The organism is Celeribacter halophilus (assembly GCF_900114135.1).
GTDB classification, from domain to species: Bacteria; Pseudomonadota; Alphaproteobacteria; order Rhodobacterales; family Rhodobacteraceae; genus Celeribacter; species Celeribacter halophilus.
In genome coordinates this window covers 19,730-45,955 of record NZ_FORY01000007.1, presented here as the reverse complement: position 1 = coordinate 45,955, position 26,226 = coordinate 19,730, and the positions used below count along the sequence as shown (strand labels likewise).

Below are 26,226 nucleotides of genomic sequence, written 5' to 3'. Positions count from 1 at the left end.
GCGAAAACCCGATCATCACGGGTGTTTGGCTTGACTCCCATAGTCCTGCCTTTCATATCCCGCGTAACACCAAAGCAAATTCCCAAAGGATTTTCAGATGAGCAGTGCTAAGGACAGTCTGGTCGAAACCGTCAAAACCGTGGTCTACGCCCTGCTGATCGCCGGGATTTTCCGCACGCTGTTCTTCCAGCCGTTCTTCATTCCGTCCTCGTCGATGAAAGATACGCTGTTGATCGGTGACTTTCTCTTCGTCAACAAAATGTCCTATGGCTACTCGCAATGGTCCTGCCCGAAGGCGGTCAATTTCCTTTGCCCGATTTCAGGACGTATTCTGGGCTCGGAGCCGGAGCGCGGGGACATTGTGGTGTTCGAACATCCGACACAGCACCGCACCTTTGTGAAACGTCTGATCGGGATGCCGGGGGATCGTGTGCAGATCACCGACGGGGTGATCTTCATCAACGGCGAAGAAGTGACACAGACCCCTGATGGCAACTTCGTCGAGACCTTTGAAAAGCAAGGCGCCGCGGGCCGCTATCCGGCCTGTGCCAACACGCCGGGTGAGGGTGGCGAGTGCATCAAGGAAAAATTCATCGAAACCCTGCCGGGCGGGCGTCAGCACTCGATCCTGAACATCCGCACCACAGGCGTGGATAACACACAGGTTTATACCGTGCCGGAGAACAACTACTTCTTCATGGGCGACAACCGTGATAACTCCGCCGACAGCCGCGTGCCCACGACGATGGGTGGGGTAGGCTTTGTCCCCGAAGAATATCTTGTCGGCAAGGTCAGCCGCGTGATGTTCTCTGCGGCGGGCAAACATCTGGTCTACTTCTGGACCTGGCGCAAAGATCGATTCTTCAAGGCATTGCAGTGAAAATTTCCGCCGACATACAAGCATTCCAGAAACGTCTCGGGCATGAGTTTTCTCATCCCGAGCTTTTGCTGCGTGCGCTGACACACAGTTCCATCTCATCGGCCACGCGCCCCGACAACCAGCGTCTCGAATTTCTGGGCGACCGCGTTTTGGGGCTGACGATGGCCGAGGCGCTGTTCGAGAAAGACAAATCCGCCTCCGAAGGCCAGCTTGCGCCACGGTTCAACGCGCTTGTGCGCAAGGAAACCTGTGCCGATGTCGCCCGCCAGATCGACCTTGGCGCGGTGTTGAAGCTGGGGCGTTCGGAAATGATGTCCGGTGGTCGCCGCAAGGAGGCGCTGCTTGCCGATGCGATGGAGGCGGTGATTGCCGCAGTTTACCGCGATGCAGGGTTTGAAGTGGCCAAGGCCCTCGTGCGCAGGCTTTGGGGCAAACGCATTGACCATGTGGAGAATGATGCGCGCGACGCCAAGACCGCGCTTCAGGAATGGGCGCAGGCACGCGGCCAGAAACCTCCGAAATATGTTGAAATTTCCCGCAAGGGGCCGGATCATGCACCGGTGTTTACCATTGAGGTGACGCTGGAAAGCGGCCAGTCGGAATGCTCCGAGGCCAATTCCAAACGTCATGCCGAACAGGCCGCTGCCAAGGCGCTTCTCAAACAACTGGAGGCCGGGAATGGCTGAGACCACACGTGCGGGCTTCGTTGCCCTGATCGGTGAACCCAATGCGGGTAAATCGACGCTGCTGAATCGTATGGTCGGGGCGAAAGTCTCCATCGTCACACATAAAGTCCAGACCACGCGCGCGCGTATTCGCGGCGTTGCGCTGGAGGGCGACAGCCAGCTTGTCTTTGTTGACACGCCGGGGATTTTCAAACCCAAACGCCGCCTTGACCGTGCCATGGTCACCGCCGCGTGGGGTGGTGCCGCCGATGCCGATGTCATCGTTTTGCTGATCGAAGCGCATAAGGGCGTCACCGAGGGCGTCGAAAACATTCTGGCCGCGCTGGATGAATATTCCAACCCGAACCAGAAAGTCGCGCTGGCGATCAACAAGATCGACATGGTGGATGTGGAAAAACTGCTCGCGCTGGCCAAAGACATGAACGAGCGCCATCATTTCGTGGAGACCTTCATGATCTCCGCTGAAAAGGGCCGTGGTGTCGATGATCTGCGCAAATGGCTGGCCAAGGAACTGCCCGAAGGACCGTGGCTCTATCCCGAAGACCAGATCGCCGATCTGCCCATGCGTATGATCGCTGCCGAGATCACCCGCGAGAAACTGACGCTCAACCTGCATCAGGAACTGCCCTATCAGCTCACCGTCGAGACCGAGAACTGGGAAGAGCGCAAGGACGGCTCCGCGCGGGTCGATCAGGTGGTCTATGTCGCCCGTGATGGCCACAAGGGCATCATCCTTGGCAAGCGTGGCGAGACGATCAAACGGATTTCGCGGGCCTCGCGCGAGGACCTGTCGGAGTTTCTGGGCCGCAAGGTCCATCTCTTCTTGCAGGTGAAAGTGCGCCCGAACTGGCTTGAAGAAGCCGAGCGCTACGGCGAGATGGGCCTCGATTTCAAAGACGGAAACTGATGGCGCGACTGACCGCAGATGTCTGGGTTTCGGCCTATCTGACACGGCTTCGCCTTGTCGATATTCCGGCCTTTGTCGTCAAGAAAGGCGATGCTACGGCGGGCGCGGTTCTGGTCAAGCTCAACACGCTCGACGGCAAGGCCAAGGCCTTTCAACGCGAGTTCAACCTGATGGAAGACCGCCGCGAATGGCGGGTGCTTTCCGAGGGGGAAGAGCGTGACGTGGATGCCTCGCTGATGAAGCAGCGCAGCTTTGACCCCGATCTCTGGATCATCGAAGTCGAGGACCGTCATGGGCGCACGCTTCTGGAAGAGCCGGGCCTGTCGGAGTGAGACGATTGACCTCGCCCCTGTGGCGCGGCAGGGTCCAGTGAGTATTTTTGCCAACGGAAAGCGGGAACGCGCATGATCGAGTGGCGCGACGAAGGGGTGGTTCTGGCTGTGCGCAAACACGGCGAGACTTCGGTGATTGTCGAGGTGTTCACACCTGATCACGGACGCCATGCCGGTGTGGTGCGCGGGGGCATTTCTCGCAAGATGGCCCCGCATTTGCAGCCGGGTGGCCAGATCGCGGTGACATGGAAAGCGCGGCTCGAAGATCACCTTGGCGCGTTTACCTTTGAACCTGTAAAAAGCCGCACCCATGTGCTGGGCGATCCTCTGGCGCTTGCGGGGATGACGGCCACGGCGGCGATGCTGTCCTTTCTGCTGCCCGAACGCGAGGCGCATGGCTATCTCTATGCCGACAGCCTTGCCCTGTTTGACCGGATCGGGTTGGCCCCCCGCTGGCCTCTGGCCTATCTGCATTGGGAAGTCTCCCTGCTGGAAGAACTGGGCTTCGGCCTTGATCTGTCTTCCTGTGCTGTCACCGGATCGCCGGATGATCTGGTTTATGTGTCCCCGAAAACCGGACGCGCCGTGTCACGACAAGGCGCAGGGGAATGGGCCGACCGGCTGTTGCCCTTGCCGCAATGTCTATTGGGGCAATCCTCAGTCGATTTCGCGGAGATCGGTCAGGGGCTTTTGACCACGGGGCATTTCCTTTCCAGGATCGCGGCGGAACTGTCGGATCGTCCTTTGCCCGCCGCACGGGACCGGTTTCTCGACCGGCTCGCAAAAAAGGCGGCGCAGGAGGCACCGCCTTTCTAAAGCTCTGGTCGGGGCAGATCAGGCCAGCAAACGCCGTGCGATGACCTGTGCCTGAATTTCGCCTGCGCCTTCGAAAATATTCAAAATCCGCGCATCGCAGAGGATGCGGCTGATCTGATACTCAAGCGCAAAGCCGTTGCCGCCGTGGATTTGCAACGCATTGTCCGCCGCCGCCCAAGCCACGCGCGCGCCCAAGAGCTTGGCCATGCCCGCCTCAAGGTCGCAGCGGTGTCCGTTGTCCTTTTCCCATGCGGAGAAATAGGTCAGCTGGCGGGCCACCATGATCTCGACTGCCATCATGGCGAGCTTGCCGGAGACGCGGGGGAATTCGATCAGGGACTTGCCGAACTGTTTGCGGTCTTCGGCATATTGCATCCCGACCTCAAGCGCGTTCTGGGCCACGCCGATGGCGCGGGCGGCGGTTTGGATGCGCGCGGATTCGAAGGTCTGCATCAGTTGCTTGAACCCTTGGCCTTCTACACCGCCCAGAAGGTTCTTGGCATCGACCTTGAACCCGTCAAAGCCCAGCTCGTATTCCTTCATGCCGCGATAGCCCAAGACCTCGATCTCGCCGCCGGTCATGCCGGGTGTGGGGAAGGGGTCTTCAGCCGTGCCCGGCGTTTTCTCGGCCAGAAACATCGACAGGCCTTTGTAATCCGTGGTGTCGGGATCGGTGCGGGCCAGAAGCGTCATCACATGGGTGCGTGCGGCGTGGGTGATCCATGTCTTGTTGCCGGTCACCGTGTAGCTTTCGCCCTCTTTCACCGCGCGGGTGCGCAGGCTTCCGAGATCGGAGCCGGTGTTCGGTTCGGTGAACACGGCAGTGGGCAGGATTTCGGCGGAGGAGAGCTTCGGCAGCCAGTGTTCCTTTTGCTCTTCCGTGCCGCCACCGAGGATCAGTTCGGCGGCAATTTCGGATCGTGTGCCCAGAGAGCCGACGCCGATATAGCCGCGGGAGAGTTCTTCGGAGACCACGACCATCGCTGCTTTCGGAAAGCCGAAGCCGCCGTATTCTTCGGGAATGGTCAAGCCGAAGACGCCAAGCTCGGCCAGTTCCTCGATGATCTCCATCGGGATGAGTTCGTCTTTGAGATGCCAGTCATGGGCAAAGGGGGCGACTTTCTCATCGGCGAAGCGGCGGAACTGGTCGCGGATCATTTCCAACTCGTCATCCAGCCCCGACGCGCCAAAGGTCGCATGACCGGAATTGTCCCGCATCAAGGCCACAAGCCGTGTGCGCGCCTCGGTGGAATTGCCGTCGAGCATGAGCTTGACCACTTCGGGGTGGCTGGGCTGCACAAGACCAAGGCCCAGATCGGCCAACCGGCAGATCTCGCCCTGATTCATCGGGATACCGCCGTAGATCTGGCTCAGATACTCCCCGAAGGCGATCTGGTGGATCAGTTGCTCCATCTCGCCGAACTTGTCTTCGGCGGAGAGCGCCTCGGCCCATTTCTGCATCTGGCGCAGGCTTTCCACATAGGTGGCCAGCCATGCAAGACCGTGGGCGGCGGTTTGATTGGCCTCGACCCTGCGACTGGAAACGCGTCCGTTCTCCAGAAACTCCGAGCGCAGAGCAGCACGGGCACGCTCCAGAATGGCCTCGGCAGGGGCCACGGCCGCACGGGTCAGGGCCAGAAGATCGGGCAAAATGGGGTTCGACACGGGTCTCTCCTGTTGATCAAGGGCCATGAGACTCTCTCCTCCTTCGAGCGCTTCGCGAAAACCCGAGCCACAGATTTCCGACCACACAGCGCAACATATTGATGTCGTGGCCTTCCGCACCCTGCGTGTGACGCAAGCGGGGGCGAGAGGCGTCTGATCTTGGAACTGTCTACCTACTTCGCAGTTGCAGCGCAATAATATTTTGCCGTGAAGATGTATTTTGACCTAAAATGTCGCAACGGAACGGAAGCGCCCTCTGGCACCTCCAAGAACGGATGCTGGCCTGATCTTTGGGCTATACGCGGAGAAATCCGCGTCCTAACAGGGGCTATGACATTCGATAGCATCCTGACCCTTCTCACCCTCCCGCAGATTTTTGCCGCCATTTGCATCACGCTTCTGGCCGGTTTCGTCAAAGGTGCCATCGGTTTCGCCATGCCGATGATCATGATTTCGGGGTTGGGCTCGTTTTTGTCGCCGGAACTGGCTCTTGCGGGGCTGATCGTTTCCACCGTGGTCACGAATGTCTGGCAGGCGTTGCGTGGTGGCGGGAGAGAGGCCGTGGAGGCGGCGTGGCAATACAGGCTCTACATCGGGGCTTTGTTGCTGTTGATCGCCCTATCGGCGCAACTCGTGGTGATTCTGCCGCAATCAGTGGTCTTTCTGACGCTGGGGATCATTGTGGTGGTGCTGGTCAGCTATCTGTTGTTCGGGCGCGCTTTGCACATCCCCGCGCAACACAGAGGGGCGTATGATCTGGGTTTCGGTGCTGTTTCGGGGCTGATTGGCGGTATCGCGGGCATCTGGGGGCCGTTGACGGTGGCCTATCTGACCGCTGTGGACACGCCGAAGAAACTCCAGATCAAGGCCACCGGCGTGATTTTCGGCTCGGGCGCCTTGGTGCTTATGCTGGCGCATATGCGTTCCGGTGTGCTCAATGCCCAGACTATTCCGCTCTCCGTGGCGCTTTTGGTCCCGGCGATGGGGGGGATGATGCTTGGCCAGCGGGTGCAGGATCGTCTGGACCAGAAGAAATTCAAACGTGTGACGTTGTTCGTGCTGATGGTCGCGGGCGTCAACCTGATCCGGCGCGGCCTGTTCTGACATCTCGCACCTGACATTTTACGCCTGAGTTCTTACGCCTGACATCGTGCTGCGTGCGTTCCGTCCGCACCAAAGGCACGGCCAAAGAAAACGCCCCGATCCGGATGGGTCGGGGCGCAATTTTTCTCGATGTAGAACAGCTTAGCCGATGGCGGCGGCTTTCACATCTTCGTCGATATAAGGCAGGTATTGTTCGAAGTTCTCTTTGAACATGGAAACCAGCTTCGCGGCTTGCGCGTCGAAAGCGTCCTTATCGGCCCAAGTGCGGCGCGGGTCGAGTAGCACATCGGCCACTCCCGGCACGGAGACCGGCACTTCAAAGCCGAAGTTCTCGTCCTTACGGAATTCGACGTCTGCCAGCGTGCCTTCCAGAGCGGCGTGCAGCAGGTTGCGCGTTGCCTTGATCGGCATACGCGAGCCGGTGCCGAATGCGCCGCCGGTCCAGCCGGTGTTCACCAGCCAGCAGGTTGCACCATGTTTGGCGATCTTCTCACGCAGCAGGTTGCCATAGGCTTCCGGACGACGCGGCATGAACGGTGCGCCGAAACAGGTGGAGAAGGTCGGGATCGGCTCCACAACCCCCACTTCCGTGCCCGGTGTCTTCGAGGTGAAGCCGGAGAGGAAGTGATACATCGCCTGCGCCGGTGTCAGACGTGCGATCGGAGGCAGAACACCAAAGGCATCACAGGTCAGCAGGATGATGTTCTTCGGATGACCGCCCATCGCCGTCTCGGAGGCGTTGGAGATGTAGTGCAGCGGATAGGCGCAGCGCATGTTCTCGGTAAGAGAGCTGTCTTCGAAGTCCAGATCCTTGGTGAACTCGTCATAGACCATGTTCTCTACGACTGTGCCGAATTTCGACGTGGTCGCGTAGATTTCCGGTTCCGCAGTCTCGGACAGGTTGATGGTCTTGGCGTAGCAGCCGCCTTCGAAGTTGAACGTGCCCTTGTCGGACCAGCCATGCTCGTCATCCCCGATCAGGATGCGCGACGGATCAGCCGACAGTGTGGTTTTCCCCGTGCCGGACAGGCCGAAGAAGATCGCCGTGTCGACGGGATTGTCGGGCGCATGGTTGGCGGAGCAGTGCATGGCCATGATGCCCTTGCCCGGCAGGATGTAGTTCAACAGGGAGAACACGCCCTTCTTGTTTTCGCCTGCATATTCGGTGTTGCCGATCAGGATCAGCTTTTTGGCGAAGTTCAGCGCGATCACGGTTTCGGAGCGACAGCCGTGACGTTCCGGATCGGCCTTGAAGGACGGGCAGTTGATCACGGTGTAATCTGCGGTGAAGTCGTCGAGTGCTTTGAGCTCGGGGCGGCGCAGCATCGTGCGGCAGAACAGGCCATGCCATGCCAGCTCGGTGATCATGCGCACGTCGATCTGGTTCTCCGGGTCGGCCCCGCCGTAGAGATCCTCGACAAAGAAATCACGCCCTTTCATATGCTCAAGCATATCGGCATAGAGCACATCGAATTTCTCGGGGTCCATCGGCTGGTTGTTTTCCCACCAGATGGTGTCTTCCACATCCGGCGTCCGCACGACGAATTTGTCTTTGGGGGAGCGGCCGGTATGTTTGCCGGTGCTTACCAGAAAGGAACCGCCTTTCCCGAGGGCCCCTTCACCACGCTTGATCGCCTCTTCGATAAGGGCAGGCTCAAGAAGGTTGTAATAGACATTGCCAAGCCCCGTGATGCCTTGGTCGTCAAGTGTGAAAGCCGGGTTCACGCGTCCGGTCGTCATATGCAAACTCCTCCGCCGTGTCCTTGACGGCGTCTCTGGAAATAGAATTTGTGCCGCGAAAGGGCCATTCGCGGATGGGCGGCACACGCGCCCAATGGGGGTGCTATAGCACGCCAGCACGGCGCGTAAATAGGACCGAGATCAACAGTTAGCGCAACCACTTAGGGGATAGCGCAAACAGATGTGTGCCAATATGTCGCGCTTCGCTGTGGTGCGGGTGAAATGCCCCGAAGTGAGACAAATTAGCCATTCCTTGAATTTTTCCTGTTTCTCTGACCTCTGACACGCATTTTGATTCGCGGTTTCGCTTGATTTGATCCGGTGAAACACGGAATATGGCAAAAAAATGCAATAGTTGAGCAGTTGAAGGAAACCGACAATGTCCCGCATCGCCTTGGTAGATGACGACCGGAATATCCTGACCTCCGTATCCATGACCCTTGAGGCAGAGGGGTTCGAGGTCGAAACCTATAACGATGGCCAGTCGGCGCTGGATGCGTTCAATAAACGTCTCCCCGATATGGCTGTGTTTGATATCAAGATGCCGCGCATGGACGGTATGGACCTGTTGCAGCGGGTGCGGCAGAAAACCAATATGCCGGTGATTTTCCTGACCTCGAAAGATGACGAGATCGACGAGGTTCTGGGGCTGCGCATGGGTGCGGATGATTATGTGAAGAAACCGTTTTCCCAGCGGCTTCTGGTCGAACGTATCCGTGCGCTCTTGCGGCGTCAGGAGGCGCTCGAAGGGATCGAAGTGGCCGAGACGGACGAGAACAAGGTTCTTGTGCGCGGCGAACTGGAAATGGACCCGCTGCGTCACGCGGTGAAGTGGAAGGGCAAGGATGTCACCTTGACCGTGACGGAATTCCTTTTGTTACAGGCGCTTGCCCAACGCCCCGGCTTTGTGAAGTCGCGCGATCAGCTGATGGATGTGGCCTATGACGATCAGGTCTATGTGGATGACCGGACCATCGACAGCCATATCAAACGTCTGCGTAAGAAAATGCGCACCGTGGATTCCGATTTTTCCGCCATCGAAACGCTTTACGGCATCGGATACAGGTATAACGAGGAATAATGGCCCTGACTTCCGACATGGACCGTGCGGAGAAATCCAGCCGCGATAACACTGACGTAGTGCTCGGTGACGATTGGGTTGCGCCCCGCACATCTGACGCCGAACTGCGCGAAAAGCGCAGGCGGCGCAAATTCATTGCGGTGAAACGCTCGCCGCTGGCACAGAAAATCATCACCTACAACCTCATTGCGATCATTCTCATGGTGGCGGGCATTCTCTATCTGAATCCCTTCCGCAACAGTCTGGTGATGCAGCGTGAGGCGGCAATGGTGACGGAGGCCGCCTTGGTTGCCGATATGCTGGCGGTTACGGCGGGGGCGGACGGGGTTCTGTCGCTTGACAACGAGTCTGGCGATATGTCGACCGTGTCCAATGTGCTGGAACTGCCTCTGCTCGAAAATGTCTATCTATATGACAAGGACGGGGTGCTGATCGCCTCTACCGAAGGCATGGCCCGCGGTGGTCCGGAGAAAGTCTCCGGTGTGCAGCATGAGGGCCGCTCTACGGTCATTTCGGATTTCCTGAATAAGGTCTGGACCACCATTACCTTTTCCAAGGGCAAGAGCGGCGAGGATTTCGAGAATGTGCGCGAACAGGTCGCGGCCCTTGCTGCCAATGCGCTCGGGGATGGCATCCATGTGAACACAAGCGTGAACGGTCACGGTTCCACGCTGTTCTCGGTTGCGGCCCCGATCACGCTGGATGACAGCGGCGAGGTCATCGGGGTTGTCGGGCTGGTGTCCGGCGAAGGAGAGCTTGACGATCTCGTGCGTGTGGAGCGCGAACAGATCCTTCAGGTCTTTATCATCGCTCTTCTGGTCTCCATCGGTTTGAGCCTCATGCTGGCCTCGACCATTGCCAACCCTCTGGCCGATCTGGCCGCCGCCGCAGAAATCGGGCGCGACAAGAACAGCCGGAAAGTTGCGCCGGGGCGTGTGCGTATCCCCGACCTGTCGGGGCGTCCCGACGAGATCGGGCGTCTGTCTGCGGCGCTGCGTGGCATGGTGGCGGCACTCTATGACCGGATCGACGCGAACGAACAATTCGCCGCAGATGTGGCCCATGAGATCAAGAACCCGCTGGCCTCCCTGCGCTCGGCGGTCGGCTCCCTGCGGATCGTCAAGAAGGAAGAGCACCGCGACAAGCTGCTCGACGTGATCGAACATGATGTGCGTCGCCTTGACCGTCTGGTTTCCGATATTTCCAACGCCTCGCGTCTCGACAGCGAATTGGTCAAGGAAGAGGAAGAAGAGTTCAATCTGATCCAGACATTGACGAACCTGATCGAATATCTCGCTCAGGACGCGCAGCAAAAAGGCGTGGAGTTCATCTCCGACATGCCGGACCAGCCGATTGTCGTCTCCGGTCTCGAAGCGCGGCTGGCGCAGGTGTTTGTGAACCTGATCACCAACGCGATCTCCTTCTGCGAGGATGGCGATGCAATCCGTGTCTGGGTGCGCAAGCGGGATCACAGGGTGCTGGTTGTCGTCGAAGACACCGGTCCGGGCATCCCCGAAGAGGCGCTGACGAAAATCTTCAAACGCTTCTATTCGCAACGTCCGGTCGGTCAGTTCGGCAACAACTCCGGCCTTGGTCTGGCGATCTCGAAACAGATCGTCGAGGCGCATGGCGGCGTGATCTGGGCGGAGAACATTCGTCCGACCGATGCCGACATTACCTCCGAGCCACTTGGCGCCCGTTTTGTCGTGGGCCTGCCGGTGTGACTGCGCAGTCGCAGGATGGTCTGATCCTTCATGCCTCCTGCGTCGCGCTGGATGAAGCCACGGGCCTGCTGATCCTTGGCCCCTCGGGCAGCGGAAAATCGACCCTTGCGCTCGAACTCATGGCGCTGGGGGCGGTGCTGGTCTCTGACGACCGGACCCATGTCCGGTGTGATCCAAAGGCCCAAACTCTCACCGCTATAGCGCCGGACACCATCTCCGGCATGATCGAAGCTCGCGGCGTCGGCCTGCTGCGTGCAGAGCCTCTGCCCGCCGCCATCCTGCGCGGCGTTGTCGATCTGTCACAGGTCGAAACTGACCGCTTGCCTCTCCGACGGGAAAAGGCTCTCATCAATGTCTCGATTCCCCTGTTTTACAGGGTGGACGGGCCGCAATTCGCTCCGGCCCTCATACAATGGCTCAAAGGAGGCCGATGCGCGTGAGCACGCCCGCTGACATGCCCATTCCGCAATCGAAAAGCCGCCATCGCGTCGTGCTTGTGACCGGCCCTTCGGGGGCAGGGCGCTCCACCGCGATCAACACGCTCGAAGATCTGGGTTTTGAGGTGATCGACAACCTGCCGATCTCGCTGCTTCCGCGCCTGCTCGAAGGTGGCGGGCTGACCCGTCCACTGGCTCTGGGGCTCGACGTGCGCAACCGAGATTTCTCGGTCAACGGCGTGATCGAAGTGATCGACGATCTCACCCGCGACCCGAACCATGATGCCGAGGTGCTCTACCTCGACTGCGCACCCGACGTGCTGATCCGCCGCTATTCCGAAACCCGCCGCCGCCACCCGCTCGCCTCTGCCGAGACGGCACAGGACGGGGTGGCACGCGAAATCGACCTTTTGGGTCCGATCCGCGCCCGCGCCGACATTCTGATCGATACCTCCGAGATGACGCCGCATGACCTGCGCGACGACATCGAGCGCTGGTTTGCCAAAGGGCGCGAGGCTGACATGGCGCTCTCCGTGCACAGCTTTTCCTATAAACGCGGAATGCCGCGCGGCGTCGATATGGTCTTTGACGTGCGCTTTCTGGCCAATCCCTATTGGGACGAAAGCTTGCGCGCACTCGACGGCACCGACAGCCGTGTGCAGGGCTATGTGCAAAATGACCCGCGCTTTGCCGCTTTCTTCCAGAAAGTGCTCGAACTGACTTTGCTCTTGCTGCCGGCCTATCAGGACGAAGGTAAGAAACACCTCGCAATCGCCTTCGGCTGCACTGGCGGACAACACAGATCCGTCACTCTGGCCGAAATTCTTTCCAAAGCCCTTGCAGAACATAATTGGCCGGTGTCAATAAGGCATAGGGAACTTGAACGCCGCCAAAGCGGCATCTGATCGGGGAAGCTGACGTGATCGGAATTGTTATCGTTGCCCATGGAGGACTGGCCCGCGAATATCTCGCGGCGGTCGAACATGTGGTCGGCAAGCAGATCGGCATAGAGGCCATATCCATAGAGCCGGATCACAACCGCTCTGACAAGCAGCGCGAGATCTGTCTGGCCGCCGACGATGTCGATAGCGGCGATGGTGTCGTTGTTGTGACCGATATGTTCGGGGGGAGCCCGTCGAACCTGTCGCTTCTGGCCTGTCATCACGATGATCGCCGGATCATTTACGGCGCGAACCTGCCGATGTTGATCAAACTGGCGAAGTCCCGGCATAAACCGGTTGCGGAAGCCGTCGGCAACGCGCTTGATGCCGGACGAAAATATATCGACAGTTTTGACGTGCAGGGCCGTTAAAAAGAACAAGAATGAAAGACCGAGGTGGGAGTGATGGCGCAAGTGACGCGCACGCACGAGATTATAAACGTCAAAGGACTGCACGCGCGGGCCTCTGCGAAACTCGTGGAAGTGGTCGAGGAATTTGACGCCACGGCAGAAGTCTCCAGAGACGGGCTGAGCACATCTGGTGACAGCATTATGGGGCTTTTGATGTTGGCAGCGTCCAAAGGAACGACTATTGACGTGACAACGGCAGGGCCAGAGGCAGATGCGCTGGCAGATGCAATTGAGGCCCTGATCAAGGACAGATTTGGCGAGGATATGTAAGGTGTCTCAACCCGAAGAGCATGGGACGGAGATTGACGCCCCCGAGGACGCCTTTCAGAATGTGCCCAAACCCGGTGACCCCGATTTCGTAAGGTATGACGGGCGACGCCTGTCCTATGCGGGGACGTTTTCCGACCCCAAGAAAGTTCTGGTCATTCGCACGATCGAATGGCTGACAGGTAAACTCCCGCTTCTGCGTCGTATTCGCCGGTTCGAGCGGATGGGCACGCCGATGGGGCAGCCGTTCTTCAGTCAGGCGCTCGAAGTCATGGGGATCGACGTTTTGACCCCCGAGGAACAGATCGCCAAGATACCCGCAACAGGTCCGCTTGTCGTGGTCGCCAACCACCCGCACGGGCTGGTGGACGGTCTGGTGATGGCGGAACTGATCGGCAAGGTGCGCTCGGATTACAAAATCCTGACGCGCTCGCTGTTGACCGGCATCCGTGAGATCGACCCTTTCATGTTGCCCGTGCCCTTCCCGCATGAGCCGGACAGCCATCGCGCCTCGATCCGGATGCGCAACGAGGCGATGGCGACTCTCAAGGCGGGCGGGGTGATTATTCTGTTCCCTGCGGGGGCCGTGGCCTCCTCCGAGACGTGGTGGGGACCGGTCAAGGAAAAGCCGTGGAACCCGTTTACCGCCAAGATGGTGCTGAAATCCGGCGCAACGGTTCTGCCGATCTATTTTCCGGGGCGCAACACGCGGCTGTATCAGATCGCTGACAAGATTTCCGCGAGTTTCCGTCAGGGGCTTTTGCTTCATGAGATCGCCCGCGCGATGGACAAGCCGCAGGCCCCTGTCATCGGCGATCCTCTGACGCCGGAAGACCTCAAGGAGTGGCAATCGAAGACGCGCGAGTTCATGAACTGGATGCGGTCTCACACGCTGGCCTTGGGGGGGCGCACCGACTAGGCGCGGTTTCGGTGGTTTTGGACAAAGTGACGGGCCGGATCGTGGTTTGACAGGTTGCCCGACAAAAGTCCGACAGATGTCCGACACATATCCGACAGCAAAAAAGGGGCCTTTGCGGCCCCTTTGTTTTGTCCTGTTTCCGGTCGTTCGGATTTAGCGCGTGGGCACCGGAGTTTCGCCACGGTAGTCGTAAAATCCGCGCTGGGTTTTGCGCCCGAGCCAGCCCGCTTCGACATATTTCGTTAGCAGCGGGCAGGGCCGGTATTTCGTATCCGCCAGCCCGTCATGCAGCACGTTCATGATCGCCAGACAGGTGTCGAGTCCGATGAAATCCGCAAGCTCAAGAGGCCCCATCGGATGGTTCGCGCCGAGCTTCATTGATTCGTCGATGGACTTCACGGAGCCGACGCCTTCGTAGAGCGTATAGACGGCTTCGTTGATCATCGGCATCAGGATGCGGTTGACGATGAAGGCAGGAAAATCCTCGGCGCTTGCGGCAGTTTTTCCAAGGTTTTCAACCACTTTCAGAAGCGTGTGATAGGTGGCCTCATCGGTGGCTATGCCGCGGATCAGTTCCACCAGTTGCATCACTGGCACCGGATTCATGAAGTGGAACCCCATGAATTTTTCCGGCCGATCCGTGCGCGAGGCCAGCCGCGTGATCGAGATCGACGAGGTGTTCGAGGTCAGGATGGTCTCGGGTTTGAGATGCGGCAGGAGGCGCTCGAAAATGGCGTTCTTCACGTCCTCGCGCTCGGTCGCCGCCTCGATCACCAGATCGGTCTGGCCGAGGTCTTCAAGCTGCAATGTCGTCGTGATCCGCGCCAGCGCGGTGTCGCGTTTCTCTGCGGTGATCTTTTCGCGCGATACCTGACGGTCAAGGTTGCGCGTGATCGTGGCCACAGCCTTGTCCAGCGCCTCCTGCGAGATGTCGTTCACAACCACATCATACCCCGCCAAAGCGAACACATGCGCGATCCCGTTGCCCATCTGGCCGGCACCGACGATTCCGACTTTTTTGATCTCCATCCCGCATTCTCCCTGGACCGGTTTGCAGAGAGTTTACGCAGCTAGAAGCGCGGTATTCAAGGGGTAAGGCAGGGGGGCGAAAGTCTTTCGCAATGAACCGGTGTTACAAGGGGGGCGGCCGCGGTTTCCGGCCTGATTTCGCGGGATCGTATGTCGCGGAAAGCTTGTGGTTCGAAAGCGCTGTGAGGTAGATAAATGCCTAAAATTTATATCGAATCGGCGGTTTAGCGATTTAGCAACTTGTGTCTGCGACTCTCCCACTCGGGTGAAAATTAAAGCAGTGGGTGGACACATGGCTTATCAAAACATGGGCGAGGGCGCGCTTAACTATACGCCGTGCCGGTATGGCAATTCTAAACTTCTCTTTCGCGGGCCACAGAAAGATCTTGATGCGCCCTATGTGGCCTTTCTGGGCGGCACGGAAACTTATGGCAAATTCGTAGACATGCCGTTCCCGGCGCTGGTGGAGACGAGCCTTGGCATGACAGGGGTGAACCTCGGCTGTGTAAACGGCGGGGTAGATGTGTTTTTGAGCGATGAAACCGTCCTCGACATTTGCCGCAAGGCCGAGGTGACGGTGCTGCAAATTCCCGGAGCGCAGAACATCTCGAACCGTTTCTATACTGTTCACGCGCGCCGCAATGACCGTTTCCTTCGCGCGTCAGACGAATTACAGCGTATGTATCGCAATATCGATTTCACGGATTTCAATTTCACGCGACACTTGCTGCACACGCTTGGCGCGGCCTCATCAAAGAAATTCGCGATGGTGCGCGAGGAGTTGCGCAGGGCTTGGAGTGCGCGGATGGAAACCATGGTGGAAAAGCTGCACGGTGATGTTGTGCTGTTGTGGCTCTCGGATCATTCACCGGATGATGGCGCCGCCTGTGATGCCATTGCGGGTGATCCTTTGTTCGTCAACTGCGAGATGGTCGAAGGCCTGCGTCCCTTGGTCAAAGATGTGGTGGAGGTGGTCGCCACGAAAGACGAAATCGCGACCGGATATGAGCTTATGGTTCATTCCGACCTTGATGCACCCGCCGCGCGGGAGATGCTGGGGCCTGTGGTCCATGCCGGAGCGGCGGGGATGCTCAGAGAGGCGTTGATGCCTTATGTCTAGCTCGCGTCAAACGAAAAAGGCCCGCTTGTGGCGGGCCTTTTATTTTATTTTTAAATGGTTTCAGAGTTTTTCAGTCAGCTCTGGCACCGCATCGAAGAGATCTGCCACGAGGCCGAAGTCGGCGACCTGGAAGATCGGAGCTTCTTCGTCCTTGTTGATTGCAACAATGACTTTCGAATCCTTCATCCCGGCGAGGTGCTGGATCGCACCGGAGATGCCGCAGGCGATGTAGAGATCGGGAGCGACGACCTTGCCGGTCTGGCCCACTTGCTGATCGTTCGGGGCAAATCCCGAATCGACGGCTGCACGTGACGCACCCACGGCAGCGCCCAGTTTGTCGGCCAGCGCTTCGATGATGGCAAAGTTCTCTTCGGAGCCCACACCACGGCCGCCGGAGACGACGATCTTGGCGGAGGTAAGTTCCGGACGGTCGCTTTCGACCACCTTGTCCTCGACAAAGGCCGAAAGCCCCTTGTCGCCCGCGCCGGACACGGTTTCGACCGCTGCCGAACCGGTGGAGCCAGCCGCATCGAAGGTCGAGGTGCGGAAGGAAATCACCTTGGTCGCGTCGGTCGATTTCACGGTCTGCACCGCATTGCCCGCGTAGACCGGACGTTTGAACGTGTCGGCGTCGACCACTTCGGTCACATCAGTGATCACCATCACATCCAGAAGGGCGGCCACGCGGGGCAGGATGTTTTTGCCGGTGGTGGTCGCAGGCGCGATGATGTGGGAATAATCGCCCGCAAGAGAGACGATCAGATCGGCAAGGTTTTCGGCCAAGCCGTTGGCATATGCGGCGTCATCGGCGAGCAGGACCTTGGTCACACCGTCGAGTTTCGCGGCCTCGTCGGCTGCGGCTTGGGGACCACATACGAGCACGGTCACATCGCCCAGCTTGGCGCCGGCGGTGGCCGCCTTGGCGGTTGCGTCAACAGCGAGCGTATCGCCCGCGACTTCAGCGAGAAGCAAAACAGCCATCAGACCAGACCTCCCTCTTTAAGTTTCGCAATCAGCTCGTCGACGGAGCCCACTTTGATCCCGGCCTGACGGCCTGTAGGTTCTTCGGTGGTCACAACCGTCAGACGCGGCGTGGTATCGACGCCATAATCCGCTGCGGTTTTCTCGTCCAAAGGCTTTTTCTTGGCCTTCATGATGTTCGGCAGCGACGCATAACGCGGCTCGTTGAGACGCAGATCGGTGGTCACGATGGCAGGAAGATTGACGGAAATGGTCTGAAGCCCGCCGTCCACTTCGCGGGTCACAACTGCCTTGCCGTCTTCGATTTTCACCTCGGAGGCAAAGGTCGCCTGACCCCAGCCCAGAAGCGCGGCCAGCATCTGACCCGTTGCGTTCATGTCGTTGTCGATGGCCTGCTTGCCAAGGATCACCAGTTCGGGGGCTTCCTCTTCGACCACTTTGGCGAGAATTTTCGCCACGGCCAAAGGTTCAAGGTCCACGCCCTGATCTTCGGTCACGAGAATGCCGCGATCGGCCCCCATGGCCAGCGCGTTGCGGATCGTGTCCGTGGCTTTCTTTTCGCCAATCGACACAATGACAACCTCGGAGGCAATCCCTGCCTCTTTCAGCCGAATGGCCTCTTCGACGGAAATCTCGTCAAACGGGTTCATCGACATTTTTACATTGGCGAGATCAACACCCGTGCCATCGGCCTTAACTTTGACCTTCACGTTGTAATCAATCACGCGCTTAACAGGTACTAGGACCTTCATGAGCGTAAACTCCCTTTCGTCTTGCCATACGCGGATGGCACAAAAGCTCTCCGGCATCGTTGTTAGCCGTTTGCGTGCGCAGAAAATAGCCCCCAAACGCAAAAAGACAGGAGCGAAACGTCGCGTCCTGTCTCATTTGCGCCGTAGCGTTACGGGTTGGTCCGGCCTATCGATTTGCACCCGGCACCCAGAGCACATCGGCTTTGCCCGCGTCATTGGCCATGCGTGCTGCACAGAAAAGCCAGTCTGACAGGCGGTTGAGATATTTGATCGCCACGGGGTTCACATCGCCGTCTTCTTCGGCATTCAACTGCACGGCAAGTCGTTCGGCGCGGCGGGCGACGGTGCGGCTCATATGAAGTTGGGCGGCGAGCGGGGTTCCGGCGGGCAGGATAAAGCTTTTGAGCGGTTCCAGCACGGCGGTCATGGCGTCGATCTCGCTCTCCAGCCGCTCGACCTGTGCAGGCACGGCACGGAGGACCGGATAGCCCGCCTCGTCGTCTTTATCCATGTTGGGCCGCGATAGATCGGCCCCCAGATCGAACAGATCGTTCTGAATGCGCGACAGGGCTGCGTCCACATCGCCCTCGGCATGAAGTCGGGCGAGGCCTAAGGTGGCATTCACCTCGTCCACCGTGCCATAGGCCGCGACCCGAGTGGCATATTTGGCGGTGCGCGACATATCGGAGAGCGCGGTTTCGCCGGTGTCACCGGTGCGGGTGTAGATTTTGTTCAGAACAACCATGTCAGTTCCCCGATTTGCGCAGCGCCACGAAAATTACCACGAGGATCACCGCTCCCAACTGGGCGAGAATACGGGCCTGCATGAGTTTGTTTGACCGTTTCGCCCCCTCGACGCCCCCGCGTCCGAACTGGCCGATGCCAAGGGCGAGGATGAGGAGAACGAGCAGGCAGGCGGCGCCAATGACATAGATAAACGGATCGGACATATGCAGCTCCTTGAGCGAAAGGTAGACCAGTCATAGCGCGTTTCGGGCGCTGGCCCAAGTTGCCTTTCGCGTGTCCTAGAGTTTTGCCATCATCCGGTCGATCAGCCGTTGTGGCAGGAACCGTCGTGACAGCCCCGCGATATAGGTGGGGGTGGTGACGTAGTAATGCGCCCGTGGGCGCGGGCTTTCCAAGGCGCGCAGGAGCTTGCGGCTGACCGCTTCGGGGCCAAGCTCGAAGGCGTCCGGCTCCGAGGTGTCGGCGGCTTTGTAGAGGCGCGGCACGAGTTTGGTGCGGTATTGTTCCGCGCGTGCGGAGGCCTCCCAGTCGATCCATTTGTCGAATTGTTTGCGCGCATTGAGGCGAAAGGCGGTGCCAATCGGGCCGGGTTCGATCATGGAGACATGTATCCCCGTGCCGCGCATTTCGAGGCGCAGCGTGTCGGTGAGCCCTTCGAGCGCGAATTTTGTGGAGTTGTAGCTGCCGCGCCACGGCATGGCCATGATGCCAAGGACCGAGGAGCATTGCACAATGCGCCCGTGCCCTTGTTTGCGCATGACCGGAATGACCCGTCGTGTAAGGTCGTGCCAGCCGAAGAAATTGGCTTCGAAATTCTGGCGCAGCGCATCCACGGGGAGGTCTTCGACCGCCGAGGGGATGGCATAGGCGCCGTTGTTGAAAAGCGCGTCCAGCGTGCCGCCGGTGCGCGACATGGTCTCATGGAAACCGGCCTCGATCGAGGCGGGGTCTTCGTAGTCAAGTCGGAAACTTTCCAGACCTTCAATTTGGAGGCGTTGGGCATCTTGCTCCTGCCGGCACGTTGCGAGGACACGCCAGCCGCGCGCCTTCAGAAAATGCGCGGTGTGATACCCGATGCCTGAAGAGCAGCCTGTGATGAGAATGGAGCGCATAAAAAAGCCTTTCCCGAAAGAGACGGGAAAGGCTTAGCTCATGACAGGCGGCGAGGGAATCCACCTTTTCATGAGAGGGAACTCAGTGTGTCAGATCAGCCAGAAATTCAGCGGCCATGTAGCCTTCGACCCCTGCGCCCTCGACCAGAATTTTGACCCAGCCGTTTTCCTCGGGAGAGATGACGCGGACAATTTCCGAACGGACAAGCTGGCCAAGCACCGGATTTGCGGTGGAGGGGCCGGAGCGGACATTGACGCGTGAGGCCGTGACTTCGCGCAGCACCATCCCGGAGGCGGGGTCTGCCGTGGTGGCGTTAGGCGCGGCGGGAGTGGCCGAGAGCATAGCGGCCATTTTCTCCGGATGCGAGACGCGGGTGATGCCGGTCAGGTCGACTGGCTCGGGTTGCGTGCTGGCAAGGTGAATGCGGGCCGTGTCCTGTGCGGGGGCAGTTGTCGATGGCGTTGGCAGGCTGCGCACTGCTTGGGCCTCGGCCAGCGTCGGGACATAGGCGCCCTGACGCTTCGCGCCTGAACCGAAACTTTCGGACAAGGTGTTGGAGAGTTGCGCGAAGACGGACACTTTCTCTGCGCGGCGCGCCTCGAGCGCGGCCTGTTCCTCGGGAGAGAGATCCCGTCCGAACACCATCAATGAAGCCCATAGGCCAAACGCAGTCATCGCCAAAAGACGTAGCATAAACACACCCCCGAATTACCGTTACACACTCGTATACTAGACGATTCGCCCGAATAATGCGGGGAAAGTTCAGTAAAATTTCCACCCCCTGATCCTGCGGGCCTGTGCCGTGCCTGTGGACAAGATGCGACATCCGCTTGCCGGAGCGAAGATGGGCGGCTATTCATCTTGGCCATGAGCAGTGATTTGACCCAAGATTCTGAAAAAGAAGGGGCACCGCAGGGTGAGACCTTCGAACCGTTGCGCCGCGCCATTGGCGAGCGCTATTTGCAATATGCGCTTTCGACGATCATGCACCGCGCCTTGCCTGACGCGCGTGATGGTCTGAAACCCGTGCACCGGCGTATTCTCTATGCCATGCGTGAGTTGCGTCTGTCTCCCACGGGAGGCTTCCGCAAATCCGCAAAAATCTCCGGCGATGTGATGGGGAACTATCACCCGCACGGCGATGCGGCGATTTATGATGCGATGGCGCGTCTGGCGCAGGATTTCAACGTTCGCTACCCGCTTGTGGACGGGCAGGGGAACTTCGGCAATATCGACGGCGACAACCCCGCGGCATCGCGTTACACCGAAGCGCGGATGACCATTGCCGCCGAGGCCTTGCTCGAAGGTCTCAACGAGGATGCGGTCGATTATCGCGACAACTACGATGGCACGCTGCGCGAGCCCGAAGTGCTGCCGGCGGCCTTTCCGAACCTGCTGGCCAACGGGTCTTCGGGGATTGCGGTCGGCATGGCGACGAATATCCCGCCGCATAACATCTCCGAACTGATCGACGCCTCGCTGCATATGATCAAGACGCCGGATGTGCGCGACGAGACTCTTTTGAACTACGTCAAAGGGCCGGACTTCCCGACGGGTGGCATCATTGTCGAGCCGCGCGAGAGCATGGCCAAGACCTATGCGACAGGGCGCGGGTCTTTCCGTCTGCGGGCGAAATGGGAGGTCGAGGATCTGGGGCGTGGCCAGTGGCAGATTGTGGTCACGGAAATTCCCTATCAGGTTCAGAAGTCGAAGCTGATCGAGAAGCTCGCGGAAGTCATCCAGACCAAGAAAGTGCCGATTCTCGCCGATGTGCGCGACGAGAGCGCCGAAGACATTCGCGTGATTCTGGAGCCGAAATCCAAGAATGTCGATCCGGATGTGTTGATGAACACGCTGTTCCGCAACTCGGATCTTGAGACGCGGTTCTCGCTCAACATGAACGTGTTGATCGACGGGCGGACGCCGAAAGTCTGTTCGCTCAAAGAAGTGCTGCGGGCGTGGCTGGATCACCGTCGCATCGTGTTGCAACGCCGTTCGCAACACCGGCTGGAAAAGATCGACCATCGCCTTGAGGTGCTCGAAGGCTTCATTATTGCCTTTTTGAACCTCGACCGTGTGATCGACATCATCCGCTATGACGACGATCCGAAAGCCGCCTTGATGGCCGAGGTCTGGGGCCGCGATTTCCCGCGCGCCATGACGGAAAAGGATTACGTCAGCCCGCTGCCCGCACCGGAAGGTCAGGGTGAACTGACCGAGGTGCAGGCCGAAGCCATTCTCAACATGCGCCTGCGCAGCTTGCGGCGTCTGGAAGAGATCGAACTGGTCAAAGAGCGCGATGCCTTGCTGGCGGAAAAGGCGGGGCTTGTTGCCTTGCTGGAGTCCGAGGACAGGCAATGGCTGCACATTTCCGAGGAACTCAAAGAGACCAAGAAGAAATTCGGCAAGGATTACGGTCCGCGCGGGGCACGGCTGACGCAATTTGCCGAGGCCACAGAGGTCGAGGATGTGCCGCTGGAAGCCATGATCGAGCGCGAGCCGATCACAGTGGTCTGTTCGCAGATGGGCTGGATTCGGGCCATGTCCGGTCATATCGACCTGAACCGCGAGTTGAAGTTCAAGGACGGCGATGGTCCGCGCTTTATATTCCACGCGGAGACGACGGACCGTTTGATCATCATGGGCTCTGCCGGCCGGTTCTATACGCTCTCGGCGGCGACCCTGCCTGGTGGACGCGGAATGGGCGAACCGGTGCGCCTGATGGTTGACCTGCCCAATGAGGTGGAGATCGTCGACATCTTCAAACATGACCCCGAAGGCAAGCTGCTTGTCGCGTCGAACGCGGGTAACGGGTTCCAGATCGCGGAAAAAGACGTGGTCGCCCAGACCCGCAACGGCAAACAGGTGCTCAACGTCAAAGGCGACGAAAAGGCCGTGATCGTGCATCGCATCAAAGGCGACCATGTGGCGGTGATCTCGCAGAACCGCCGGTTCCTCGTCTTCCCGCTAGCCGATGTGCCGGAGCTCGGGCGCGGCAAGGGGGTTCGGTTGCAGAAATACAATCAGGCCCGAGGTGCGCAAGGGATGCTGGAACTTGATGGCGGCCTGTCCGATCTGACCACATTCATGTGGGACGAGGGGCTGAGCTGGACCATGGGCGGTGGCAACACACGCACGGAGAAAGACCTTACGCAATGGCTCGGCAAACGCGCAGGCGTGGGCAAACAGCCGCCGCACGGGTTCCCGAGGGACAACAAGTTCAGCTGATCCTGACGGCGTATGTCGGGGGGCATGCTGTGACACAATTACTGAAGACCGAGTTTGAAGGCCGCGTGGGTTCCACCCTGCGGCTTTCGCTTTGGACCGCGATGCTGTCCGTCGTCACGCTCGGATTTTACCGGTTCTGGATGAAAACGCGGCTCCGGCGGCACTTCTGGTCTGCTGTGCGACCTGACGGAACGCCTCTGGAATATGTCGGCAAGGGGATCGAGAAATTCACAGGATTTCTTATCGCGCTCGTCGTCCTCGCGTTCTTGATTGGCGTGCTGGCGCTTGTGCTGGTTTACGCCTCCTACGCGGTGTTTCAGGGAGAGCTCGAAGCCTATCTCGTTGCCGCGCTGATTGCCGTGCCGCTGATCTATTTCGCTTCCTATCGGGCCAAACGCTATGTCTATGCCCGCACGCGGTGGCGGGGGATCCGGTTCGGGCTGGAGCCTGCGGCGGGCAAATATACGCTTCATGCGATGGGACATTTGCTTTTGACCGTGTTGACGCTGGGCTTTCTCTGGCCGCGCATGACCTTCAAGCTGGAGAAATTCCGCACAGACCGGACGTTTTTCGGGGATCAACGGCTGCATCAGGGCGGACGATGGTGGGGGCTGGCGAAATCCTTCCTGCCAACGCTTGTCTGCATCTGGCTGGGCTTGGGGCTCATCGGGCGTGTCGCGTTTCTTGAGGCCGGCCCGCAGGCGACAGACAGTGGTTTTTTCAGTCCTTCGGAGCAAATGCAATCTTTGGCCTTTGTGCCTGTATTGCTGTTGCTCGGCGTTTTCCTCTACCTGCGGTATCGGGTCGTTGCGCTGCGCTATCTTGCCAATCACAAGACTGCAGGCGGGGTCGGGCTGATCTCGCGCCTTTCGTTTCCCCGTGTGCTCTGGATCAATATTGCGGGCTATACGCTGACCAACATCTGCACGGCCATCGCCACCTTTGTGGTCGGTGCGGCGGCGTCTGCGGTGCTGGTTGCGGTCTATCCGGGGCTGGCGGATTTTGGCATTTTTGCCTCGGGTGCTGTGACAGAGGGCACGGGGATCAGCGAAGAGGGCATGCCCTCGGCGGGCGTGTCTCTGGCTTTCGGGCTGTTTCTCTACATGACCACGCTGTTGTTCTTTGCTGTGTTCCGGCAAACCTTCGTGCTGTTCCCGACGTGGCGGCACTATGCGCAAACCTTGTCCCTGACAGGCGGCGAGCATCTGGCGGACATCCGTCAGCGCGACCGGGATCATGCGGGGCAGGCGGAAGGCATGGCCGAGGCCTTTGATCTGGGGGCCGCGATATGAGCATGAACCCGTGGATCCCCAAGCCGAAAGGCGTGCGCTGCGATTTTGTCGACGGGAAAACGGCCAAGCGCCACGACGCCTATGTCACGCTGCATTCCGGTGAGGGGATTGCCGATCTGAGCTACACGGATGAGGCGGGCGAGGCGGTGACGGTGCATTGGTCCCTCTCGCATCTGCGCCATGTTGAAGGGCAGGGGGCTTTGCGCGGCGACATGGGCCGGATCGGCGTGTTGACCAATGTGATGAGCCCGACCGCGCGTCTCTATGTACGTGACCCGAAGCTGCTCGCGGAGATCGAGCGTTCCGCGCCCTCTCTGACGCGTCGTGCGCCGGTGACGGGGCGGCGGCGTCTTGCCGGTTTGATTGTCGGGGCGGTGGCCTCTGTGGTGCTGATCGTCTTTGTTCTGATTCCCCTGATTGCGGATCAGCTGGCCGCACGTTTGCCGGTGGAGGGGGAGCGCGCCTTGGGAGACAAGACCTATGAGCGCATCCGCGAGAGTTTTTCACAAAACGAGATGTTCCCGATCGAAGAATGCCGTGAAGCACATGGGGTGGCCGCGCTTGAAAAGATGCAGGACAGATTGCTGTCAGCCTCCGATCTGGATGCGCAGGCCATGCGTCTCACCGTGCTTGATCTGGATATGATCAATGCCTTTGCCTTGCCCGGTGGACGAATCGTCGTGATGCAGGGGCTGATTGATGCTGCCGAAGCTCCCGAAGAAGTCGCCGCCGTGATCGCGCATGAGATGGGCCATGTCGCCCATCGTGACCCGACGCGCCACGCATTGCGCGGGGTCGGCACTTTCGGAGTGCTGTCGCTGGTCTTCGGGGATTTTGCAGGTGGCACCGTGGTCTTGCTTGGCGTGAACCAACTGGTGAATGCGCAATACAGCCAAGGTGCCGAAAGCGCCGCCGACGCCTATGCCCATGCGCTTTTGCCGAAGGCCGGTGTGTCGCCGGGGGCGCTTGCGCCTTTATTCGAGCGGTTGAAAGAGCAATACGGTGATACGGAGGGGCTTGCCTCGCATCTCGCCTCGCATCCGCAGCTCGGGGACCGTGTGGCGCGGGCCCATGCCGCAGCCGAAGGATTCGATGGCGCGGGCGAGCCTATTCTCTCTGCGTTGGAGTGGCACAGGCTGCGCCATATCTGCGACTGAACCGCTGACGTTGCACCGCAGGCCGTTTGTCGCTACCTCTTGGGAACACAGAATTCAGGAGCAGTCCCCAGTGTTGTCATTTACCCGCCGCGTTTTCCTTGGTCTTTCTCTTTTGGCTCTGACGGCCTGTAGCGATGCCAAGGAGATTACCGAAGACACGCCTTTGGTGGATCTCGGTGATTTTGCTTTGGGGCATAACGTGGTGGTGGCCACAGATGCACAGAAAGCACCGTTCTCGCGCAATGCCACGGAAGAAGAGCTTGAAACCGCGCTCAAGGCCGCGATGCAGGCCCGTTTCGGACGCTATGATGGGGATAAGCTTTATCACATCGGAATCAAGGTAGACGCCTACGGTTTGGCCGCGCCGGGTATTCCGGTGCTGTTCACGCCAAAGTCCGTTCTGGTCCTGACGGTCAACATCTGGGACGATTCGAAAGGCGAGAAGCTGACGGAAAAACCGAAGCTTCTGACCGTGTTCGAAAGTCTGAACGGCCATACATTGGTCGGCTCCGGCCTGACGCGGACGCGGGAGGAACAGCTTGACATTCTGACACGCAACGCGGCTCTGAAAGTGGAGCGCTGGTTGCTGGAAAACGGCCAATGGTTCGGGGTTGAGCCGATTGCGCCGGAAAGCTCGGATGCCGAAGAGGCGAAAGCCGCACTCGAAGTTCTGGCCCCCGAAGCGGTAGAACAGCCGACAATTAGCAACTGACGCTTGATTTTCTCGCTCAGAGTCAATAACTAGCCCGCGATGTTAATTTCGGGCCGTGTCCAGGCCCCTTCAATCCAAGAGGCGCCGCAATATGGCTAAGGAAAAGTTTGAGCGTTCGAAACCGCACGTGAACATCGGGACCATTGGTCACGTTGACCACGGTAAGACCACGTTGACCGCTGCGAT

28 protein-coding genes are annotated in these 26,226 nt (G+C 59.2%); 19 read left to right on the top strand and 9 right to left on the bottom strand.

Annotated elements, in window-relative coordinates; all coding sequences use genetic code 11:
• Positions 1–97: 97 nt before the first annotated feature.
• From lepB to recO, 5 genes are all read left to right on the top strand, one after another.
• Positions 98–880, top strand: a complete 783-nt coding sequence (gene lepB, locus BM152_RS08775; RefSeq protein WP_066604627.1) for a signal peptidase I — start codon at positions 98–100, stop codon at positions 878–880.
• Positions 877–1,566, top strand: a complete 690-nt coding sequence (gene rnc / locus BM152_RS08770; RefSeq protein ID WP_066604629.1) for a ribonuclease III — start codon at positions 877–879, stop codon at positions 1,564–1,566. Before lepB ends, rnc begins: the two co-directional genes overlap by 4 nt.
• On the top strand, positions 1,559–2,473 hold the full coding sequence (gene era, locus BM152_RS08765) for a GTPase Era (RefSeq protein WP_066604631.1): 915 nt from the start codon (positions 1,559–1,561) through the stop codon (positions 2,471–2,473). The genes rnc and era overlap by 8 nt, the downstream gene beginning before the upstream one ends.
• On the top strand, positions 2,473–2,805 hold the full coding sequence (locus tag BM152_RS08760; protein WP_111481358.1) for a DUF1491 family protein: 333 nt from the start codon (positions 2,473–2,475) through the stop codon (positions 2,803–2,805). Before era ends, BM152_RS08760 begins: the two co-directional genes overlap by 1 nt.
• Before the next feature lie 72 nt (positions 2,806–2,877).
• Positions 2,878–3,621, top strand: coding sequence for a DNA repair protein RecO (gene recO, locus BM152_RS08755; RefSeq protein ID WP_066604633.1), 744 nt, complete (start codon positions 2,878–2,880; stop codon positions 3,619–3,621).
• Positions 3,622–3,639: 18 nt separating this feature from the next.
• Here recO and BM152_RS08750 read toward each other — a convergent pair whose 3' ends face one another.
• Positions 3,640–5,313, bottom strand: a complete 1,674-nt coding sequence (locus BM152_RS08750) for an acyl-CoA dehydrogenase family protein (RefSeq protein WP_066604635.1) — start codon at positions 5,311–5,313, stop codon at positions 3,640–3,642.
• A gap of 303 nt (positions 5,314–5,616) precedes the next feature.
• On the opposite strand from BM152_RS08750, the gene BM152_RS08745 reads away from it, so the two are divergent.
• On the top strand, positions 5,617–6,390 hold the full coding sequence (locus BM152_RS08745; protein WP_066604641.1) for a sulfite exporter TauE/SafE family protein: 774 nt from the start codon (positions 5,617–5,619) through the stop codon (positions 6,388–6,390).
• Positions 6,391–6,531: 141 nt separating this feature from the next.
• Here the strand turns inward: BM152_RS08745 and BM152_RS08740 are convergent, their stop codons facing one another.
• On the bottom strand, positions 6,532–8,130 hold the full coding sequence (locus BM152_RS08740; RefSeq protein WP_066604644.1) for a phosphoenolpyruvate carboxykinase: 1,599 nt from the start codon (positions 8,128–8,130) through the stop codon (positions 6,532–6,534).
• 379 nt (positions 8,131–8,509) lie between these two features.
• Here BM152_RS08740 and BM152_RS08735 point away from each other — a divergent pair, with 379 nt between their 5' ends.
• From BM152_RS08735 to BM152_RS08705, 7 genes are read left to right on the top strand one after another with little or no spacing between them, the layout of a single operon-like run.
• The gene (locus BM152_RS08735; RefSeq protein ID WP_066604647.1) at positions 8,510–9,211 is read left to right on the top strand and encodes a response regulator transcription factor; all 702 of its coding nucleotides are present in this window, start codon (positions 8,510–8,512) and stop codon (positions 9,209–9,211) included.
• Positions 9,211–10,935 (top strand): sensor histidine kinase, encoded by a 1,725-nt coding sequence (locus BM152_RS08730; protein ID WP_066604649.1) that lies wholly within the window; start codon positions 9,211–9,213, stop codon positions 10,933–10,935. The genes BM152_RS08735 and BM152_RS08730 overlap by 1 nt, the downstream gene beginning before the upstream one ends.
• Complete coding sequence (locus BM152_RS08725; RefSeq protein ID WP_170845862.1) at positions 10,932–11,375, top strand: HPr kinase/phosphorylase; 444 nt, start codon at positions 10,932–10,934, stop codon at positions 11,373–11,375. Before BM152_RS08730 ends, BM152_RS08725 begins: the two co-directional genes overlap by 4 nt.
• Positions 11,376–11,395: 20 nt before the next feature.
• On the top strand, positions 11,396–12,277 hold the full coding sequence (rapZ, locus tag BM152_RS08720; protein ID WP_414835850.1) for an RNase adapter RapZ: 882 nt from the start codon (positions 11,396–11,398) through the stop codon (positions 12,275–12,277).
• 14 nt (positions 12,278–12,291) lie between these two features.
• Entirely contained in the window at positions 12,292–12,684 is a 393-nt protein-coding gene (locus BM152_RS08715; RefSeq protein WP_066604653.1) for a PTS sugar transporter subunit IIA, read from the top strand.
• A 33-nt stretch (positions 12,685–12,717) separates the two neighbouring features.
• Positions 12,718–12,993: an HPr family phosphocarrier protein gene (locus BM152_RS08710; protein ID WP_066604660.1), complete on the top strand. Its 276-nt coding sequence runs from the start codon at positions 12,718–12,720 to the stop codon at positions 12,991–12,993.
• Position 12,994: 1 nt separating this feature from the next.
• Entirely contained in the window at positions 12,995–13,909 is a 915-nt protein-coding gene (locus tag BM152_RS08705) for a lysophospholipid acyltransferase family protein (RefSeq protein ID WP_066604663.1), read from the top strand.
• A gap of 153 nt (positions 13,910–14,062) precedes the next feature.
• Here BM152_RS08705 and BM152_RS08700 read toward each other — a convergent pair whose 3' ends face one another.
• Positions 14,063–14,938, bottom strand: a complete 876-nt coding sequence (locus BM152_RS08700) for a 3-hydroxybutyryl-CoA dehydrogenase (RefSeq protein ID WP_066604665.1) — start codon at positions 14,936–14,938, stop codon at positions 14,063–14,065.
• A gap of 292 nt (positions 14,939–15,230) precedes the next feature.
• On the opposite strand from BM152_RS08700, the gene BM152_RS08695 reads away from it, so the two are divergent.
• Complete coding sequence (locus BM152_RS08695; protein WP_066604667.1) at positions 15,231–16,058, top strand: DUF6473 family protein; 828 nt, start codon at positions 15,231–15,233, stop codon at positions 16,056–16,058.
• A gap of 60 nt (positions 16,059–16,118) precedes the next feature.
• Here BM152_RS08695 and BM152_RS08690 read toward each other — a convergent pair whose 3' ends face one another.
• The 6 genes from BM152_RS08690 to BM152_RS08665 form a co-directional block, all read right to left on the bottom strand.
• A complete protein-coding gene (locus BM152_RS08690) occupies positions 16,119–17,039 on the bottom strand; it encodes an electron transfer flavoprotein subunit alpha/FixB family protein (protein WP_066604668.1) in 921 nt (306 codons plus the stop codon).
• A complete protein-coding gene (locus BM152_RS08685; protein ID WP_066604669.1) occupies positions 17,039–17,791 on the bottom strand; it encodes an electron transfer flavoprotein subunit beta/FixA family protein in 753 nt (250 codons plus the stop codon). Before BM152_RS08685 ends, BM152_RS08690 begins: the two co-directional genes overlap by 1 nt.
• Before the next feature lie 166 nt (positions 17,792–17,957).
• Positions 17,958–18,536 (bottom strand): cob(I)yrinic acid a,c-diamide adenosyltransferase, encoded by a 579-nt coding sequence (locus BM152_RS08680; RefSeq protein WP_066604671.1) that lies wholly within the window; start codon positions 18,534–18,536, stop codon positions 17,958–17,960.
• 1 nt (position 18,537) lies between these two features.
• Positions 18,538–18,741 carry a twin transmembrane helix small protein gene (locus tag BM152_RS08675; protein WP_066604673.1) on the bottom strand — a complete coding sequence of 68 codons (204 nt, stop codon included), beginning with the start codon at positions 18,739–18,741 and terminating at the stop codon, positions 18,538–18,540.
• 75 nt (positions 18,742–18,816) lie between these two features.
• Positions 18,817–19,650 (bottom strand): SDR family oxidoreductase, encoded by an 834-nt coding sequence (locus BM152_RS08670; RefSeq protein WP_066604676.1) that lies wholly within the window; start codon positions 19,648–19,650, stop codon positions 18,817–18,819.
• Positions 19,651–19,732: 82 nt separating this feature from the next.
• Positions 19,733–20,344, bottom strand: a complete 612-nt coding sequence (locus BM152_RS08665; RefSeq protein WP_082715390.1) for an SH3 domain-containing protein — start codon at positions 20,342–20,344, stop codon at positions 19,733–19,735.
• A 174-nt stretch (positions 20,345–20,518) separates the two neighbouring features.
• Here BM152_RS08665 and BM152_RS08660 point away from each other — a divergent pair, with 174 nt between their 5' ends.
• The 5 genes from BM152_RS08660 to BM152_RS19530 all read left to right on the top strand — a co-directional run.
• Positions 20,519–22,879, top strand: coding sequence for a DNA topoisomerase IV subunit A (locus BM152_RS08660; protein WP_066604686.1), 2,361 nt, complete (start codon positions 20,519–20,521; stop codon positions 22,877–22,879).
• Positions 22,880–22,908: 29 nt separating this feature from the next.
• Positions 22,909–24,171: a DUF898 family protein gene (locus tag BM152_RS08655; protein ID WP_158527951.1), complete on the top strand. Its 1,263-nt coding sequence runs from the start codon at positions 22,909–22,911 to the stop codon at positions 24,169–24,171.
• Positions 24,168–25,328, top strand: coding sequence for a M48 family metallopeptidase (locus BM152_RS08650; protein ID WP_066604690.1), 1,161 nt, complete (start codon positions 24,168–24,170; stop codon positions 25,326–25,328). Before BM152_RS08655 ends, BM152_RS08650 begins: the two co-directional genes overlap by 4 nt.
• Positions 25,329–25,398: 70 nt before the next feature.
• Entirely contained in the window at positions 25,399–26,040 is a 642-nt protein-coding gene (locus BM152_RS08645) for a hypothetical protein (protein WP_066604691.1), read from the top strand.
• 91 nt (positions 26,041–26,131) lie between these two features.
• On the top strand, positions 26,132–26,226 hold a 95-nt coding region (locus tag BM152_RS19530; RefSeq protein ID WP_002583150.1), incomplete at its 3' end, for a GTP-binding protein.